We start from the raw sequence: 19,040 nt of genomic DNA, 5'->3' as shown, positions 1-19,040 counted from the left end.
GGACTAATCAAATTTTTTGTTATAAAAATTAACCTTGGGCAATTTTGTTCCTAAATAATTGAATTTACTATTGGGCGATCGCCTAATGATCGGAGCAAATCAGAGAACCCTTTTCATCTCAAAGTCTCCGAACACCTTAATTTGAACCATAAAATTTGTCTTGAAATTCTTCAATACCTAATTTTTTAATATTGTTACCTTTTATAAAAAATAAACTACAAAAATAATTTATAAGCTAATAAATTTCCCTTAAAAGCAATTAATGACAGTAAAAATTAAATTTAAAAAATATTCAATCTAAATGCTTACGTTTACAGCATCTGATAAATATTGCCCCTCTTTTTTTTGTAGTGAAGTTAGACAATAATTCTTTTGAGAAGCCAAAAAAAATAGGTTGACCAATAAAGTAAGGTCTAAAGCTCCCCCTTGATAAGAGGATGAAAAAAAATCAACTTCAGTATTTAGACGCTTTCCGTGCATTGAATATTGAAACAGGGGAAGTTGGCAGAGTTAATCCTCGCTCAAAGTCAAATAGTTTTAACTTCACAGTCCCAGGACAAAAAGCCAAAAGTGTGAATATGAGCAAATTAAAAGTTGTACATAAAAAAGACGGTTATATCTATAACTCCATTTTGTCCACAGTTGTCGATAAATGTTGAGGAAAATGCCGTCTAAAACTTAACAGTTTGCGCATAAGTTATAGCAATACGGAAATCGGTTAAGGCAATAATAAACACTCAAACTCAGTCACGGATTACTTCTAAACTTTTGACTTTTGACTTTTGACTTGCGGTAGCTGTTGCCTGCGCGCAGCTCCATAAGCAAAACTTGAGCTTAGTATAAAAGTTCTTAAGCCTCATCTAAATTAAAAATTATCTAGGAGAAAAAAGTGAAACTCTCAGTATATGGAAAAGGCGGCATCGGCAAATCTACAACAAGCTGCAATATCTCAGTTGCCTTAGCCAAACGAGGTAAAAAAGTTCTACAAATCGGTTGCGACCCAAAACACGACAGTACATTTACCCTCACAGGATTTCTCATCCCCACAATTATCGACACTCTCCAAGAAAAGGACTACCATTACGAAGACATATGGCCAGAAGACGTCATTTATAAAGGTTACGGTGGGGTAGACTGTGTAGAAGCAGGTGGACCACCCGCTGGAGCAGGTTGTGGTGGCTACGTTGTCGGCGAAACAGTCAAACTACTCAAAGAATTAAATGCCTTTGACGAATACGACGTCATTCTATTTGACGTCCTCGGTGACGTAGTCTGTGGTGGTTTTGCAGCTCCACTCAACTATTCAGACTACTGCATGATCGTCACAGATAATGGCTTCGATGCCCTCTTTGCAGCTAATCGCATTGCCGCCTCTGTCCGTGAAAAAGCTCGCACCCACCCTCTTCGTTTAGCTGGCCTAATAGGAAATCGTACATCCAAGCGCGACCTAATCAATAAATATATAGAAGCCGTACCAATGCCAGTACTAGAAGTCCTACCACTAATTGAAGATATTAGAGTTTCTCGCGTCAAGGGCAAAACATTGTTTGAAATGGCCGAAAACGATCCTTCACTCCAATACGTTTGTAACTATTACCTGAACATTGCCGACCAAATTTTGGCATTGCCAGAAGGAGTAGTGCCCAATGAATCTCTTGATCGCGATTTATTCTCCTTACTGTCTGATTTCTACTTAAATCCTAGTAAGCCTGAAGTTATGTCAGAGGATGAGAAGCTTGACCTGATGATGGTTTAATAGATTTAGCTCTTCTCAGGATAAGGAAATATAGAAGTCATGGTTTTCTTTGAACAATTATCAACGTCCCTCAAACAAAAATGGCTGCACTACTACCAAAAAAATCGCCCATGGTTGGTACTGCACATGACAGATGAAAATACAGTCCAGACTCCGGATGGAGGAAGGAGACCTGTGTCATACCTTATCTTGGGAATTCTCAATGCCCTGGAACCAGAGTTAGAGGCATTAATGTTGCCTTTCTCCAAACTCAAGGCAGATGCAGATAGTTTAATAGAAGTTTTAGGGTTAAATTTTGACCCAGATATTGCCATAGGTAAAAAACCAGATTCTTCCATAGACAAATCAACATCAATATTGACTGATGATGCTCAGGAGTCACCAGCATCTTATTCCCCAATTATGCCAGACCAGAATGAAGATTCTAATAATTTGGGTACTGCAGCAGTGATAGGTGGAGCAGCAGTGATAGGTGGAGCTGCTGCTGTCGGTGACGCTGCTGCACTAGCTTCAGGATTGGATCTGGAGTCTAATGATGTACTTGATGATGACCAGAGCGAGTTAAATCTGGAGTCAGAAGCGGATGAGTTGGATATGGGACTGGATTCTGACCCAGAAGCGGATGATGATTTGGACTTGAAAATGGAGTCAGAAGCGGATGAGTTGAATATTGGACTGGATTCTGACTCAGAAGCGGATAATGATTTGGACTTGGGAATGGGACTGGATTCTGATTCAGAAGCGGATGATGATTTGGACTTGGGAATGGAGTCAGAAGCGGATGAGTTGGATATGGGACTGGATTCTGACCCAGAAGCAGATGATGATTTGGACTTGGGAATGGAGTCAGAAGCGGATGAGTTGGATATGGGACTGGATTCTGACCCAGAAGCGGATGATGATTTGGACTTGGAAATGGACTCAGCAGGGGATGAGTTGGATATGGGACTGGATTCTGACCCAGAAGCGGATGATGATTTGGACTTGGGAATGGAGTCAGAAGCGGATGAGTTGGATATGGGACTGGATTCTGATTCAGAAGCAGATGATGATTTGGACTTGGGAATGGAGTCAGCAGCAGAATCAGCAGATGACTTGGGTAGTATGGACTTCAGCGATATAGATGGAGATAGTTCTGACAATCTCGATCTTGGAGAAGATAGCTCTGACTTTATCGCAGAAGATATTCCCGATCCCTTTGAGGATACATCGGCGAAGTTGGATGAGTCTGGACTGGACGATCTAGGTGATATGGATCTTAGTGACTTGGGAGATGATAATCAATTTGGTGATTTGTCTTCTGATGATTTAGGAGATTTGGACCTCGATCTGGATGGAGATGACCTAGATTTGGATGAGGCCGATCTAGATTCTTTAGCAGGAGATAAAAAGTCTTCTAATGATGACGATCTTGAAGGTTTGTTGGGTTAAACAATAGGAAAATTGACATTGACTGGTTTGTTTTATCGGGGGAACGCAGAGGGCAGAAGGCAGAAGGCAGAAGGCTTCTATTATCTGCCCTCTGCTACGACCAAAGGGAGTAAGGGTTTAAGACTCCCACTGAACTTTCGTTCAGTGGCTCCAAGTCTGGATGGGTCTGAATCCCTTTCTGACCAAAAAATAAGGTCTCAAGCCTCCCCTTTAAAGGGGGTGAAAAAAAATAAAGTTCAATATTTCAAGCCTCTGACTTTTGGCAGAGGTACTGATAACTGATAACTGATAACTGATAACTGAAATGACTTGCCCCTTCTACCCTCTGCCACCTGCCTTCTGCCTTTTTCAATTGCTATGTTTTGATTTTTAGCAGATATAAAAATTACATTCACTATTGATTTCTATGCCTGTGCTACTTGAAATGGTATTAGTATCAAGCATGATTTCTTTTACTCAAAAAAACACAGTTCAAAAAAATGTAATTTATCAATGCTATAGCAGGGAATAGGCAACAGCTCATCTGTCAACAGTGGGAAAAGTATTTCTCTGTCTAAGGTTCATCATTAACATAAGTCAAATACCAACTCGTTCCTTGCTATATTTCAATACATAGCGATTAGAAATCAGTTATCTACTTAACTCAAAACTATTACCTATTACCTGTCAATTTATAGACTTTTCTAGCTATCCTCACACTTTTTTTTAGTGCTATATAAAGTTGACTTTTTACTAGCATGAATATTGATTTTTCCCACAAAAATTATTGATAAATAGGAGTATTTTTTTATGACTAATACTGTTACACCTGAAGCTTTAACTTTTGAATGTGAAACTGGTAATTATCATACTTTTTGTCCGATTAGTTGTGTAGCTTGGCTTTATCAAAAAATTGAAGATAGTTTCTTCTTGGTAATTGGTACTAAGACTTGTGGTTATTTCTTACAAAATGCTATGGGAGTAATGATTTTTGCTGAACCTCGTTACGCTATGGCTGAGTTGGAAGAAGGTGATATTTCAGCTAAGTTAAATGATTATGATGAATTGAAACGTTTATGTTTACAAATTAAGCGCGACCGGAACCCCAGTGTGATAGTTTGGATTGGCACTTGTACTACTGAAATTATCAAAATGGATTTGGAAGGTTTGGCTCCTAAATTAGAGTCAGAAATTGGTATTCCGATTGTGGTTGCTCGTGCTAATGGTTTGGATTATGCTTTTACTCAAGGGGAAGATACTGTCTTAGCAGCAATGGCAGCTCGTTGTCCTAATCAAGCTCCTGAAGTGGAAAAAGAAGAAAGAAGTGGGATACAAAAACTATTAAGTTTTGGCAAGAAAAAAGAGGAAGTTGTTGCGGAAGAATCTGAGTATGTTGAGCATCCACCTTTGGTTTTATTTGGCTCTTTACCAGACCCAGTTGTAACTCAATTAACTTTAGAATTGAAGAAGCAAGGGATTAAAGTTTCTGGTTGGTTGCCCGCTAAACATTACACAGAATTACCAGTTATTGAAGAGGGATATTATGTGGCAGGTGTTAATCCTTTCTTGAGTCGGACTGCTACTACTTTAATGCGTCGTCGTAAGTGTAAATTAATTGGTGCGCCATTCCCTATAGGACCAGATGGAAGTAGGGCTTGGATTGAGAAGATTTGTTCTGTTTTTGGTATTGAACCCAAAGGGTTAGCAGAACGAGAAAAGCAAATTTGGGATAATTTGGAGGACTATATTCAGTTAATTCGTGGTAAGTCTGTTTTCTTTATGGGCGATAATTTGCTGGAGATTTCTTTGGCTCGTTTTTTGATTCGTTGTGGCATGACTTGCTCAGAAATTGGTATTCCTTATATGGATAAAAGATATCAAAAAGCTGAGTTGGAAATGTTAGAAAAAACTTGTAACGAAATGGGTGCACCTTTGCCTAAGATTATTGAGAAACCTGATAATTATAATCAGATTCAAAGAATTTATGAATTGAAGCCAGATTTGGTAATTACTGGTATGGCTCATGCTAATCCTTTGGAAGCGAGAGGGATTAATACTAAGTGGTCTGTTGAGTTTACTTTTGCTCAAATTCATGGGTTTACAAATGCTCGTGATATTTTGGAATTAGTAACTCGTCCGTTGCGTCGAAATCATGCTTTAAAAGATTTAGGTTGGGATAAGTTGGTAAAGGAAGAGGCTCAGGTTTAATTGAAAGATTTTTGGGTAGAAATATTTCCTAAATTGTAGAGTTTAGTTGTCAAAATAGTAGGGTGGGTTTTACTTGCTCTACTAATTTTCTTTGAGTCGGGAAGTAGAAGATAACTCCCCTTTCATAGACAAATTTCCCACTAGAGAAATTATTATACAGCGGTTTTCATTTGGATAGACCACAGTAGGGACGTTCCATGGAAAGTCCCTACAAGGTTTTGCTTGTGAAGATGTGGTTCATCAATTTGAAAAGCACTGTAATTTTGCCAAGATAGGGAATATTTGAATAGTTTGACAAAATATATCGTTCCTAAAACCGAATAACTATTTACTTCATCAAATCGACATTTATTAATAAATTTATAACCAAGCGATCGCTCTAATATCTATTAACTTCAAACGATACTTAAGATAAATTTTATATATAATTTTTACTAATCTAAATCAGCTTTAACATTGTTTGTATTAATAACAAAAATCTCATTTTTTCTGAATTATTACAAAATATTTCACGAGCTTGCGTTGTTTCAGGGATTTGTATCATACTCTGTACATTAAGGTATGATGCCAATGTTGTATCTAAAATCAAAATCACTTCTTTTAAATAAGCCTACAATCTAGTATTCACGTTAATACTATTCTAAATATTGGGATTTGCACCGAGCCAACTACAAGCTCAAAAAAACAAATTTTCTATAAGTAAAAATACCTGAGTAATTATAGACATTGACAAAAAACTATAAATAGTTTAGTTATTTTTTCTACTAAAAATATAATTAGGACTGACTGATTAAATATTAAAGTCTTTACAGATAAAGGTCTTAGCCTTTTTCGGTACTAATAAAGTACCAGCTTTTAGGTGGTAATGGTTCAAAAACTTAGCATTTTGGGCAAGTGTTGGGAAGAAAATCAAGGGGCGATTTTTCTGACTATCTCTTCTGCCTAAAAGCGGTAAGATTTTTATACACAAATAAAATAGGATTGCTATATTACCTCTACTAGGCAAGATTAAGGAATCCACAAGAATATCCCTAAATTATTTATAGTAAATGATGCCAAAAATCAAAATATTTTCCTTTTTTTCAGGCTGTGGCTTTCTAGATTTAGGATTTGAAAATACTGGCTTTGAAGTTGTATTTGTCAATGAAAAATTTCCTCCTTTTATGACAGCTTATCGTTATGCTCGACAATTATTAGAAATACCAGAACCAGAGTATGGATATTTAGAAGATGATTTAGTTAGTTTAAGTGGAGAAAACAGAAAAATAAATTTACAAGAACTCATCAAAGATGCTGCAATAAATTCTGATTTTATTGGATTTATTGGCGGTCCTCCTTGTCCTGACTTTTCAGTGGGGGGAAAAAACAGGGGAAAAAATGGAGAAAATGGTAAATTATCAGATACTTATATTGAATTAATTTGTCAGCAACAACCAGATTTTTTTGTCTTTGAAAATGTTAAAGGGTTATGGTCAACTAGGAAACATCGGGCATTTTATGAGGAAATAAAACGCAAGGTGTACAGATACGGATATATAATTACCGAACGTTTAATTAATGCAATTGAATATGGAGTTCCTCAAGATAGACATAGAATTATTTTAATCGGTTTCCGATGCAACTTACTGAGAGATAAAGGTTTTGATATTAACTATACTCAGGTAATTCCTGAAAATATTTTTCCCTGGGAAAAGTATGTATTGCATCCTCAAAATCAAGTTTTTTCTTATCCTTGGCCTCAGACAAATACCTTTGTAGAAAATTCTGAAATAGATTGCCCGGACGGAATACCTAAAGAACTAACAGTTGAATATTGGTTTAGACAAAATAATGTTGTTTCTCATCCTAATTCAGAACATTATTTTCAACCAAGAGCTGGTCTAGTAAAATTCGAGAAAGTAGCAGAAGGAGATGATGGAAAAAAATCTTATAAACGCCTTCATCGATGGCGTTATTCTCCCACAGCTTGTTATGGAAATAATGAAGTTCATTTACATCCATATAAAGTTCGTCGTCTTTCGGCAGCAGAAGCATTAGCTATCCAATCTTTACCTAAAAAATTTGCTTTACCAAGTAGTATGACTCTCACTCATCAATTTAAAACTATCGGTAATGGAGTACCATATTTAGCTGCTCAAAGAGTTGCTAAAACTATTCTTGATTTTCTCGATATGAATCAAATTTATGATCGAGAAGAAATGAATCATCAATTAGAATTACCTTTAGTTTATTCTCCAAAAGGTAAGTATAGAATTTGACTTCATTAAACTTGTGTAGAGCAGCTTTCCGCTCAAAAAGTAAGAAGGAATAATACAGAAGGAAAAGGGAAGATGTTTTTGAGATTGTCGGAGTTTTGCCTCTTATATAGAATCCGGTTATATAGTGTATGTATATGTATGTGATATAGAATCCAGTTATATAGTATATCTTGATAATTTTATAATTACTTCAATATTTAATCTCCCCCACTCCCCCACTCCCCTACTCCCAACTATACAATAACTATTCAAGCGGATTCTATATTAACTCCTACTTGAACAAATAGAGCAAATAAAATCAATCTAGCAATCCTAATTTTAGTTGTGTAAAAATTCCTGGAAAAAGGCAGCAACTAATCTGGCAATATAGGTAAAAATTTCATACTGTTTATCTATATTTATTTATGATTTTTATATCAGATTTATGATTGCTATATAGAAAAAGCTTGTGAGGGAGAAAACCAAGTCTGGAAAAAACTAACAGGGATTAAATAATTTATCTAAGCTCTGATTACCTTCTTCTTTTTATCATGCTCATTATTGCTTACCTTTTAATTACAAAAATATGGCATCTTCAACTAAATTAATTAAATCTTGCTGATTGTAAGCTGAATACATATTATCTACACTTTTCAAGTCTTGATTTAAAGCAATACCATGAGGAGCAATACCTTGACTAAATATTCTCTTATCTGAATTAGAGAAATTTTCAGCAGTCATCATGTAATATTTCCACATTTGTCCTGATGTGTAACTTATGGCTTTAATCATAGCTGTTTCATACAATGCTTGATAACGACGGTCTGGGCGATTCGATACTTTAACAGAGATAAAAGCTTTTACTTCTCTGGCCTTAAGTCTACCTTTTAATAAATCATAAATTTCTACTCCTAAATATTCTGGTTGCTGTGCTTGTAGCTCTATGTATGGCTGGACTGACTGAAAAAGCTGCTCATCTTCAATTACAGAAATAATATAATCAGGACTTGAGAAAAAATTCTTCTTTTAATTGTTTCAATATTTTCCAGAGGATAACTTGTTTGAAATTCTTTGGTTTGAAAAATCTTGAAAAATTCAGGTTGACTTTCATCTCTTGAACTAGGAAGTCTAAAAGTTATCAGAGGTATCTTGTACTCTAAATAAAAATTTATGGCTACTTTAGCTAACAATCCAGTAACTATAAACTCATGCCATCTGCCTTTTGAGTTATTCAGCGCTCCAGTAGTTAATTGGGCTATTTTAGTATTATGTTGTCTTTGATAATTTTCATAAGCAACTACTACCATATTAACCATCCACTCTAATACTTGAACTACTGAAATATCTATTTCGAGTCTTTGTTTAATTTCTAAATACAAACTTTGATAAATCTCTGTACTATTAATTTGGATTTTATTTTTACCTTTTCTGTTAACTGTCAAAAACCAAGAATCATTCATTACACAAGTTAATTTACTATAGTAATCTGTACAAATTTGTACAGATTACTATATTTTTGTAATTTTAGATTTTGGGTAATACTTTTTTTTGATTTGCTAGTACTCACAACTATCTTGGCAGACCACTAGATCATAATTACTCAAAAGATGAGATATATAACTTTTCCAAGTTCTTAGTTGTCTGATAGCTTTTTCAGACAGATATATCCTTATTTTGGATTCTTGAATTTTTTCCAACTCAGCATAATCAAATACTGTAGATTAATCTTACAACTGAAATATGATTGCTATAAATTATTTGATTTTTTCCTCTCAACCACGATCAAATACTGTAGATTATTAGTAGGCATCAAAATTTTACTTTTGAAGACTATGCTTAACGCTTCTTTGTCAAAATTTTAATCAACTATTGCACTCTTTTTATTTTACCCTCGCCTTGTATTATAACTGTTGAAAACCAGGAATTATTCATCAAACTCTAGAGCGTAATTACTCAATCATACTAGACTGATAAATCTTCAAAATCTTGTTGCCGGATAGCTTTGTAAGACAGGTATCTCATCTCAAATTATTTAACTTTATTGCTCCTAAAAATCATCAAATCTATCAAATATGTAGATATTCTGCCTAAGTACAAAGCTTCTTTTTCAAGGGAACCATAATTTATATGAATTCAAGTTCCTATCTATAAAACTCACAATATAAGTAACCTAATAAATTTGAATTTTGGCATAACTCCTATATCCCTAAGCAAGAGAAGAAAACATACTGTTTGAAATCTTAAGGTAAACTATTCAAATAAAGAACAACTATGTGTTGAAAAATCTATAGGACTCAAACAAACTATGACATCTTATGCTACTGCCACTGCCAGAGCCGAAATGAGTGAAATTAGACGCCTAAAAGGCTTACTACCACCAGAATTACAAAGTTGGGTCATGGTAGAAAAGTCCATTGAAGTTAATCCTCCACTCATTCGCAGCGAAGAAATAGGCAAAGACCAAATAGAAATATCCATCGACCTCACACTCTGGGAACAATTAGCATTAGACCAACGTAATCTATTATTTTGGCATGAAGTGGCCAGAATTCAAAACGATACAATTCCCAGGGATGGTTGGGAAATGGCTGCCCTTGCTATTGGTTTAGGGGGTGCTGTGGGCGAACTATGGGTACAGGATGGTCTACTTTTAGTTCTAGCTTTAGCTTTGTGTGGTGTATCTGGGTATAGACTCTATCAGAAGAATAATGGAGAACGTAATCTCAAAGAAGCAATAGAAGCAGACGATAAGGCGATCGCCTTAGCAACTCGTTTCGGTTACTCACTTCCCAATGCATATAAAAGTCTGGGCAGCGCTCTGAAAACTTTAATCGAACAAACACCCAAAAAACGACAGAGGGCCAAATATGAAGCACGACTTCAAGCTCTCAAGCGCAGCGCTACTAAAGCTAAGGCAAGAGTTAAAGGAAGTCGTGAAACTTCACGCTCTGAAAATATCTATAACTAGACAGGAAATCTTGAGTGGGTTAATCATAAATTCATCAAAACTAGCCTCGGTAGTGAGTAATAACCCACTCAAATTGATTTTGCTTATTTTGGTGCTATGATGACGATATAACTAGATTAACAGAAAAGGCAGTTTGGTTTCTGCTGATACCATCTGAATATGTTCTATTCTCGAATGTAGTTGGCAGAGATTAGTATACTTAAGTTCATACATTAGTATCTAACCATTGCTAATCATTAGTCTAGAGGGTGGGTCTAACCATTAAGATAATTTCTATACGATCGTTTGAGCATAATTATTAAAATGATTATGCCCAGAAAATTTCAGACATAACTTTTGTAGAAACAAAACTATAATCATCAAAAATAGGAACCAAGATTCCATGGTCAGCCAAACCTCAGAAACAGATATTCAAGTAACTTTTAGGGATAAAACTCCTATTATTCATTTACCTCTTCGTTTTACTGTATCAAAGGCAGAATTATTTAAATTAACCTGCCAAAAACTTTTCCAATCAGAAAATACTACAGGCCAAATTATTATTGATTTTAGTAACACTAATTTTATAGATAGTTGTGGAATTGGTTCTCTAGTCACAAATTTCAAAATAGCAAGAGAAAAAAATATAGAATTTATACTATCTGATGTTAATTCTCTAGTTATGGGAGTATTTTATTTAACTGGACTAGACAAAATTTTAATCATCGAACAATCTCCACATTTAGAAGTTAAAAGCAAAGGCAATAGTAAACCAGAAGAAAATCAACTTCCTGTTACTCATCCTTCTATCAAATCTTGGGTAAAACGTCTGATTGATATTGTTGGTGCTTTAGTAGGATTATTTATTACAGGTATTTTGTTTATTCCCATCGCTATTTTTATTAAGTTTGATAGTCCTGGTCCGATATTTTTTGGTCAAATACGATGTGGTTGGATGGGAAAAAATTTCCGAATGTGGAAATTTCGCTCTATGTGTGTAAATGCAGAACAACTTAAGAGTAAAATCAAAAATCAAGCTCAAGGTGCAATATTTAAGAATGAAAACGATCCACGAGTTACTAAAGTTGGTAATTTTTTGAGGCGAAAGAGTTTGGATGAGTTACCTCAGTTTTGGAATGTATTGAAGGGAGATATGAGTTTAGTGGGAACTAGACCCCCAACTCCTGATGAGGTGGAACGTTATGAAGTACCTCAATGGCAACGTTTAGATGTTAAACCTGGTATGACAGGAGAATGGCAAGTTAATGGTCGTTCTCAGGTGAAAAATTTTGAAGATATTATTAGGTTGGACTTAAAGTATCAACAAAATTGGAGTCTAATGTACGATATAAAGTTAATTATTAAGACTGTGGGAATTTTATTTCAGAAAAGTGGGGGAGCTTATTAGGGTAATTAGAATACTATCACTTTTTTCTTTTTTATTCTCGGTCTATAACTTTTTTCCACCAAGATATTAGCTTTAAATCTCAATATGTTTAAATGATTATAGATTTAAGTTTTATAGAAGAAGGAAGAAGGAAGAAGGAAGAAAGAAGAAGGAAGAAGGAAGAAGGAAGAAGGAAGAAGGAAGAAGGAAGAAGGAAGAAGGAAGAAGGAAGAAGGAAAAATATTACGTTGCCTGAGTTTTAAGCTGTCGATCTGTCCTAACCTTTTCTTTGATTGTTTTATTTGTATAATAAAAGTTATACATAAATATAGTCATATATAGTCAAGCAAAGAATCATGCATAGGTTTATATCGCACCGCCAGCAAAGAATTAATCAATGAGTTACGTCAACGGTTCTCTAAACATAATGAGAAAAGCAGATCCCTTTTGTCTTTGACTATGGGAAGCGAGGGTGTTGTAGTTCCTCCTCCGGAGGAGCTGCGCTAACACGAGCGTCAGGATAACACCTGCAAAATAAGGATATGTCATATTTGACTATATTTTTATGAACTATTAGGCTTAAATATTCTCAGAATATTTCTAGTATTTAGTTTTTTCTGGGTAAATCTGAATCATTCTAACTTTAATTATAAACTTAACTAGCCTCAAGTAAATTTACGATCAATAAACTGAGAAGATTTAACTATTAGTTAAATTAGATATCTTGGCGATGGACAACAGGAGCTTAACACCTACTTACCCTAAAGAAGTTTTGGAAAATATCTAAAGACGAGAAAATCAAGAAACTAAAAATCAAGTTTTTTGATTGAAACATATATAGTCAACCTCTTGATTATATAGAACCCAAATAGGTTCTATATAAGCATCTCCTCCACGCTTGTGGAGTAGGTCGTAGGGACGCCCTTATGCAACTCCGTACAGAGTAGGGAACCCACCCCTCGCCCCTCCCCCTCCCAGGAGGGGAAGAATTGATGAATAACAGTGCAATAATTGATTTTATTTTTGATTGTTGGAGATATCTATAACTATGTCATTAAATATCAATATCCTAAATTCTTGGCCTAAAAACCCAACATTGGCTAATATTCCAAATGGCTTCTATAGTTAATTCTAAAATAGCAATTCATAAGGCTTTTATCTTCATATTAGACATCTACAATAGTAAAAAATCAAATTAATTATCGTACTCTTATTCATTAATTATTTCCGCCTACTTCCTAGGGACCTTGCATATAACGTCCCTAGGACCTACTCCCTGGAGACATCTATTACTTATGCTCGAAATATTAACTGAATTATGGCTTGCTGATTAAATCTAAAAGCACTGACAGATAAAGGTGTTCGCCTTTTTAGGTCGAAAAAAGTACCAGCTTTTCAGTCCAAAAAGCTCAAAAACTCAGTATTCTGGCAGGAGCAGAAAAATTACTCTTACAATTCTCTCTCCTTTCTCCTCTATCATTCCTCACCCCTACTGACTCCTGACTCCTCCCCCTAACCAAAAGACTTTTTCAGCAAACCCTAATTAGTTAAACTATGCGTATTCTTATTTATTCCTATAACTATTACCCAGAACCAATTGGCATTGCTCCCTTAATGACGGAACTAGCAGAAGGCTTTGTGAAACGTGGTCATCAAGTTCGTGTAGTGACTGGTATGCCAAATTATCCTGAGCGTAAAATTTATGATGAATACAAAGGAAAGTTTTTTCTAACTGAGGAACTAAATGGTGTAACAGTCCAACGTAGTTATATCTATATTAAAGGTTCTAAACCAGGGGTTTTAGATCGATTATTGCTAGATGGTAGTTTTATTGTTTCTAGTCTTTGGCAAGCTTTTAATGGTTGGAAACCTGATGTTATTTTTGCAACGACTCCTCCTATATTAATTTCTTTACCTGTTAGTTTTTATGGATTATTTTCTAATTCTTCTGTGGTCTTAAATATTCAAGATATTGTTTCTGAAGCTGCTGTAAGAGTTGGGTTAGTTAAAAAAGATAGTTGGATAGTACGTATAGCTCAAGCTGTAGAAAAATTAGCTTATCGAACAGCTGCTAAAATTAGTGTTATTGCTGAAGATTTTGTCACTAATTTAGTTGAACAAGGGGTATCTCGAGACCGACTTGTTTGTATTCCTAATTGGGTAGACCTGAATTTTATTAGACCTCTGGATAAAAATAATCAATTTAGAGAGGAACATAATCTTCAAGATAAATTTGTGGTTGTTTATTCTGGGAATATTGCTCTAACTCAAGGGTTAGAAACGGTAGTTAAAGCTGCTGCTAGTCTTAAGGAAAAATCGGAAATTTGTTTCGTAATTTTGGGGGAAGAAAAAGCACGTCAACAATTACAAGAGTGTTGTGATAAATATCAAGCAGATAATGTACTTTTGCTCCCTTTGGTGCCACGAGAAAAATTACCAGAAATGTTATCTGCTGCTGATATTGGGTTAGTAATACAGAAAAAGACTGTTACTGCTTTTAATTTACCTTCAAAAATTCCTGTTATTCTTGCTAGTGGTCGTCCAATAGTAGCTTCTGTTCCAGATACAGGTACGGCAGTAAGAGTTGTTACTGAAAGTGGTGGTGGAATAGTAGTTACTCCAGAAGATTCTCAAGCTTTGGCACAAGCAATTGTAGAGTTATATGAAAATCCAGAAAAACTTGAGCTACTGGGTCAGCAAGGGAGAAAATATGCTGAAGAAAATTTTGGGTCTAAAAATGCTTTGAATAGTTATGAAGCTTTATTTACTGAAATTTTAAATTTGAAGGAAGAAGGAAGGAGGAAGAAGGAAGAAGGTTGATTATTAATGTTTATCATACTTTTTTGTTTTAGTTATTAGCTAATAGGATAGGAAGTTGGGAAAATGGGTGGGAGGATAGGGAACAAGGAAAGAATATTTACCCAGTCAGTTTTAAAGATGCTTTCTATACAAAAAAAGTTTTTGTTTATTCACATTCTTAAAACAGCAGGTAATTCAATTCAGAATGTTCTAAAGCATTACTCTGAAGACGAAATTGTATGCCTTAATCCTTTGCAAGATGGTTTAGAGAGATTTGAGGTAAGAAATAAAAATTTTCCTAACATACATAAACACTCGTCTTTACTTGACTACTATCAAGTTTTGTCACCTGATGTTTTTCATTCTCTGTATAAATTTGCCGTTCTTAGAAACCCTTGGGAAAGAATGATTTCTTACTTTTTTTCGCCACATCGTCAAACTCAAAAGTGGATATAGATATGAGTTTATTGATTTATTGTGAAAAGTCCCAACAATGTCTTACTATCTAAATACTCGTGGTTTACTGTCAAGCAAACCCGAAGTTAATTTTGTTATGTATTTTGAATCTCTTGAGAACGACTTTAGAAGAGTATCTCAAATATTAGGATTAGAAAACTTTCAGCTACCTGTTCGTAATAAATCAAATTGAGAAGATTATTGGAAATATTACGATTCTGAATTAGTTGATATGGTGGCACATAAGTATGCAGCAGAGATTGAGTATGCTGGGTATTCTTTTTGTAAACCAACAAATAAATTTATTTGACTACTCTACAAAATTTAGAAAAATTGAAATAGAACTAACTAATTTTTAGTAAACTCAAATTTCTGATTTTAATACCTTGTCGCAGAACGCACTTCTGCTGAGTACAGAAGGTTTTTCTATTTTTATAGCACTATGTTAATTAGGGTTTGCTGAAAAAATCTTTTAGTAGGGGTAGGAGACAGGAGACAGGAGACAGGAAACAGGAGAAATGGGAATGAGGGAGGAAGCAGGAGTAAGAATTTTCTCAAGATTGTTCTGCTCAACTATGAGCCTAAAATACTAACTTTTTGAGCGTGAAGAGCTGAAACAGGCGCAGTTTTTTCGTTCCAAAAAAGGCACTTGTCTTTATATGTCAATGCTTTTAGATTTAATCAGCAAGTCCTAATTAGTTAGGGTATTGGTAAATCCTGTTTGTGGAGCATTGACCTAGAAAAAACTCACTCATATCGTGTCCTTGCAGAGCGTGTAAGCAAGAGCATTAATTTCTATAGGAAATTTAAGCCTTCTCTCCTAGATAACTAAAGCCTTCTTTTTTTCCTACTTCTTCCTTCCTACTTCTTCCTTCTTACTTCTTCCTTCTTCCTTCTTCCTTCTTCCTTCCTCCTTTGCCATAAATTCAGGATTTTTAAAAAGTTAACAACTCTTTTTAAAAAATCGGGGTGGGTTTTAGTTTGAGAAAAATCTCTTTAAAACCCACCCTCTAAGCTTTCTGTAATTCAAAAAAATACTGGAAGTAATATTATTCGCTTGCTGCTTTAACGAATTTTTCTACTAATGGCATTACATAGTCAACATCTTTCCAACCAAGTATTTCTGTCACCTTTTTCTGTAAGTTTTTGTAGGTTCTAAAAAATTCTGCTATTTCTTCTAATCGATGAGGTGCTATATCCTGGAGAGATTTAACCTCAGTGTAGCGCGGGTCTTTGTCTGGTACACAGAGAATTTTTTCATCTCTGTCCCCTCCATCAATCATCTCTAACATTCCGATGGGTCTTGCTGCAATAACACACCCAGGAAATGTTGGTTCATCCATAATTACCATTCCGTCAAGGGGGTCTCCATCATCTGCTAGGGTGTTAGGGATAAAACCATAATCGTAAGGATATTGTACGGAAGAATAAAGTACTCGGTCAAGGGCAAAGGCTTGTAAATCTTTATCAAACTCGTATTTATTTTTACTTCCTGCGGGAATTTCTATCAGGACATTTATGAGTCCTGGTTTTGGTTGGGCTGGAATTAGCGATAAATCCACAAAATTTCTCCATCTTAACTAAAAAAAGTATATCAAGAGGCTGAAATAAAAGGAAGTAGCAAAGTCAAGCGATCGCCTGAGCTGATCAAAGTTTTAATTTAGATAGAGTCCAGAGGTTCTGATTCTAAGGCAAAAGGTACTTCAAGAACAATGTCTAAATTAAGATTAAAATGGATCGATAATTACTAGATATTTTTAAAGTGTAGGAGTATGACAAATAATTCTTTTTTTGATGAATCTAGAGAAACATCTTCAGTAAAAGCTCAAATTGTAGCTAAATATTTTTGGGCTTGGGCAAAGGTCATAATACCACAAGCGAAAAAAAGGGAAACAAATATTGCATATATCGATTTGTTTTCTGGGCCTGGTCGTTATCAAGATGGTTCAAAATCTACACCATTACTAATTTTAGAACGTGCTATTCTTGATGAAGAGATGCGAGAGAGATTAATTACTATTTTTAACGATAAAAACTCTGATAATACAGATTCACTTCAGCAAGCAATAAACTCTCTCGAAAATATAGAAACATTAAAATACCAACCACAAATTTTAAATAGGGAAGTAGGGGAAGAAATTGTTCAAGTTTTTCAAAAGATTAATTTCGTGCCAACACTATTTTTTATCGATCCGTGGGGTTATAAAGGTATATCTTGTGAACTAATAGGTTCAGTAATTAAAGATTGGGGTTGTGATTGTATATTTTTCTTTAATTACAACAGAATAAATATGGGATTAGGAAATCAGGTAGTAGAAAAACACATGAAAGCCCTGTTTAGTGAACAGAGATTTAATCAGCTAAAAGAAGAACTTCAAGGAATGCAGCCATACGAAAGAGAGTTAACTATCGTTGAAAATATATCTCAAGAACTGAAAAATATTGCTAGGGGATATGTCTTACCTTTTTGCTTTAAAAATGCTAAAGGAACTAGAACTAGCCACCATCTTATTTTCATATCAAAGCATATTCGAGGATACTCAATTATGAAAGATATTATGGCAAAGGAAAGTTCATCTTTTGAACAAGGTGTACCAATTTTTGAGTATAACCCTGCGACAAAATATCAACCTTTACTTTTTGAACTATCCCGACCACTTGATGAGTTAGAAAATATGCTTTTAAATGAATTTGCAGGTCAGACTATGACAATGCTTCAAGTTTATGAGCAACATAATGTTGGTAAACCATACATTGAGCGGAATTACAAAGATGCTCTTTTGCTATTAGAAGAAAAAGGTAAAATTTTTGTAGACCCCCCAGGTAGTAAACGACAAAAAAGGAAAGGCAAGCTTACATTTGCTAATCACGTTAAAGTGACTTTCCCACGGAAGTAAAGGTATTTTTTTTCACAATTTTTCTTGATTGAACAGGAATTTTTTTCCAACGCTGACAGTGTTTTTTCCAGACTTCTGGCATTTCATCCCAAACTTTTCCATCAAAAATTCTGCCTAAAGCTTTAGGAGTTCTACCACCCCATTGTTTAAAGAAAAAAGCTACATTAGCAGCTTGACATTGTTCATAAATACTTTTTACCCATTCCTCTTTCATCGGACGATATTTATTGCCAGATTCACCACCTACAATTACCCAATCAATATCCGTTAAATTAAGTTGTAGATTGCCTAAAAGTGGTTCACAAGAAAGGAACTTCACATTAGCAGGTACTTGTCGTAAATAATCGACGCGATGAACATAATCTTGACTTTCCACTGACACACCCATCCAAATATTTTCATGCCATTCTAATTGAGGTGCTAGATCGACTAAACGTTCATGTCTTTTCGTCAAAATTTGATAAATATGCCAAGGGGTTTTGCCAATTATTTCAAATACTTGTTTGATAAAATCAACATCAACATCTTCATGGAAAATATCGCTCATTGAATTAACAAAAATTCTGCTAGGAGTACGCCAACTTAAAGGTTGTTTCAAACGCTCAGGATGAATTTTCAAAGCAAACCCATCAGGAAAATTATTAGTAAAACGTTTTGTAATTGCTTCCGCATAACAATGAGTACAACCAGGACTAACTTTGTCACAACCTGTAGTAGGATTCCAGCTCTTGTCCGTCCATTGTATACCAGTTTTATTGCTAGCCATAGTTAAATTTACCTTCTCAAAAAGAATAATTATTAAGTTCTAATTATTGACTTAAATTTTTTTTTATTAGTTACTTAACTATAGCTTTTTTTAAGTCATAAATCAACATATTTATCTGGCAATATGAAAACTTAAAATTATCTCAACAAAAAATATCATAGTTACTAAATATAAATA

General features: G+C 34.7%; 16 protein-coding genes. 11 read left to right on the top strand and 5 right to left on the bottom strand.

Annotated elements, in window-relative coordinates:
* The first annotated feature begins 889 nt into the window (after nucleotides 1-889).
* Together bchL and SAGCYANO_RS30045 are read left to right on the top strand one after the other, a co-directional pair.
* Complete coding sequence (gene bchL, locus SAGCYANO_RS30050; RefSeq protein ID WP_202223414.1) at nucleotides 890-1,756, top strand: ferredoxin:protochlorophyllide reductase (ATP-dependent) iron-sulfur ATP-binding protein; 867 nt, start codon at nucleotides 890-892, stop codon at nucleotides 1,754-1,756.
* 39 nt (nucleotides 1,757-1,795) lie between these two features.
* Nucleotides 1,796-3,187, top strand: coding sequence for a DUF5331 domain-containing protein (locus tag SAGCYANO_RS30045; protein WP_202223413.1), 1,392 nt, complete (start codon nucleotides 1,796-1,798; stop codon nucleotides 3,185-3,187).
* Between the two features lie 236 nt (nucleotides 3,188-3,423).
* Here SAGCYANO_RS30045 and SAGCYANO_RS30040 read toward each other — a convergent pair whose 3' ends face one another.
* Entirely contained in the window at nucleotides 3,424-3,582 is a 159-nt protein-coding gene (locus SAGCYANO_RS30040) for a hypothetical protein (RefSeq protein WP_202223412.1), read from the bottom strand.
* Between the two features lie 394 nt (nucleotides 3,583-3,976).
* Here SAGCYANO_RS30040 and SAGCYANO_RS30035 point away from each other — a divergent pair, with 394 nt between their 5' ends.
* Nucleotides 3,977-5,374, top strand: a complete 1,398-nt coding sequence (locus SAGCYANO_RS30035; RefSeq protein ID WP_202223411.1) for a ferredoxin:protochlorophyllide reductase (ATP-dependent) subunit N — start codon at nucleotides 3,977-3,979, stop codon at nucleotides 5,372-5,374.
* Nucleotides 5,375-6,423: 1,049 nt separating this feature from the next.
* Nucleotides 6,424-7,632, top strand: a complete 1,209-nt coding sequence (locus SAGCYANO_RS30030) for a DNA cytosine methyltransferase (RefSeq protein WP_202223410.1) — start codon at nucleotides 6,424-6,426, stop codon at nucleotides 7,630-7,632.
* Nucleotides 7,633-8,187: 555 nt separating this feature from the next.
* Here the strand turns inward: SAGCYANO_RS30030 and SAGCYANO_RS48215 are convergent.
* Together SAGCYANO_RS48215 and SAGCYANO_RS48210 are read right to left on the bottom strand one after the other, a co-directional pair.
* Nucleotides 8,188-8,595, bottom strand: coding sequence for a Cfr10I/Bse634I family restriction endonuclease (locus tag SAGCYANO_RS48215; protein ID WP_255502757.1), 408 nt, complete (start codon nucleotides 8,593-8,595; stop codon nucleotides 8,188-8,190).
* Nucleotides 8,595-9,071, bottom strand: coding sequence for a Cfr10I/Bse634I family restriction endonuclease (locus SAGCYANO_RS48210; RefSeq protein WP_202223409.1), 477 nt, complete (start codon nucleotides 9,069-9,071; stop codon nucleotides 8,595-8,597). Before SAGCYANO_RS48210 ends, SAGCYANO_RS48215 begins: the two co-directional genes overlap by 1 nt.
* An 845-nt stretch (nucleotides 9,072-9,916) precedes the next feature.
* Between SAGCYANO_RS48210 and SAGCYANO_RS30015 the strand changes: the two genes are divergently transcribed.
* From SAGCYANO_RS30015 to SAGCYANO_RS29990, 6 genes are all read left to right on the top strand, one after another.
* Entirely contained in the window at nucleotides 9,917-10,579 is a 663-nt protein-coding gene (locus SAGCYANO_RS30015; protein ID WP_202223408.1) for a DUF3318 domain-containing protein, read from the top strand.
* A 382-nt stretch (nucleotides 10,580-10,961) separates the two neighbouring features.
* A complete protein-coding gene (locus tag SAGCYANO_RS30010; protein ID WP_202223407.1) occupies nucleotides 10,962-11,966 on the top strand; it encodes a sugar transferase in 1,005 nt (334 codons plus the stop codon).
* Nucleotides 11,967-12,058: 92 nt separating this feature from the next.
* A complete protein-coding gene (locus SAGCYANO_RS30005; protein WP_202223406.1) occupies nucleotides 12,059-12,208 on the top strand; it encodes a hypothetical protein in 150 nt (49 codons plus the stop codon).
* Between the two features lie 1,291 nt (nucleotides 12,209-13,499).
* A complete protein-coding gene (locus SAGCYANO_RS30000; RefSeq protein WP_202223405.1) occupies nucleotides 13,500-14,765 on the top strand; it encodes a glycosyltransferase family 4 protein in 1,266 nt (421 codons plus the stop codon).
* 117 nt (nucleotides 14,766-14,882) lie between these two features.
* Nucleotides 14,883-15,200 (top strand): sulfotransferase family 2 domain-containing protein, encoded by a 318-nt coding sequence (locus SAGCYANO_RS29995; protein WP_202223404.1) that lies wholly within the window; start codon nucleotides 14,883-14,885, stop codon nucleotides 15,198-15,200.
* A gap of 37 nt (nucleotides 15,201-15,237) precedes the next feature.
* Entirely contained in the window at nucleotides 15,238-15,393 is a 156-nt protein-coding gene (locus tag SAGCYANO_RS29990) for a hypothetical protein (protein WP_202223403.1), read from the top strand.
* 856 nt (nucleotides 15,394-16,249) lie between these two features.
* On the opposite strand, the gene SAGCYANO_RS29985 is transcribed toward SAGCYANO_RS29990, so the two are convergent.
* The gene (locus tag SAGCYANO_RS29985; protein WP_202223402.1) at nucleotides 16,250-16,762 is read right to left on the bottom strand and encodes an inorganic diphosphatase; all 513 of its coding nucleotides are present in this window, start codon (nucleotides 16,760-16,762) and stop codon (nucleotides 16,250-16,252) included.
* Between the two features lie 210 nt (nucleotides 16,763-16,972).
* Between SAGCYANO_RS29985 and SAGCYANO_RS29980 the strand changes: the two genes are divergently transcribed.
* Nucleotides 16,973-18,097: a three-Cys-motif partner protein TcmP gene (locus SAGCYANO_RS29980; RefSeq protein ID WP_202223401.1), complete on the top strand. Its 1,125-nt coding sequence runs from the start codon at nucleotides 16,973-16,975 to the stop codon at nucleotides 18,095-18,097.
* Here SAGCYANO_RS29980 and SAGCYANO_RS29975 read toward each other — a convergent pair.
* Nucleotides 18,072-18,863, bottom strand: a complete 792-nt coding sequence (locus SAGCYANO_RS29975; RefSeq protein ID WP_202223400.1) for a DUF5131 family protein — start codon at nucleotides 18,861-18,863, stop codon at nucleotides 18,072-18,074. The two genes, SAGCYANO_RS29980 and SAGCYANO_RS29975, sit on opposite strands and share 26 nt — an antisense overlap.
* Nucleotides 18,864-19,040 lie beyond the last annotated feature (177 nt).

Source organism: Okeania sp. KiyG1, from assembly GCF_014132355.1.
GTDB lineage: Bacteria > Cyanobacteriota > Cyanobacteriia > Cyanobacteriales > Microcoleaceae > Okeania.
This window is presented reverse-complemented; position numbering and strand designations above follow the sequence as displayed.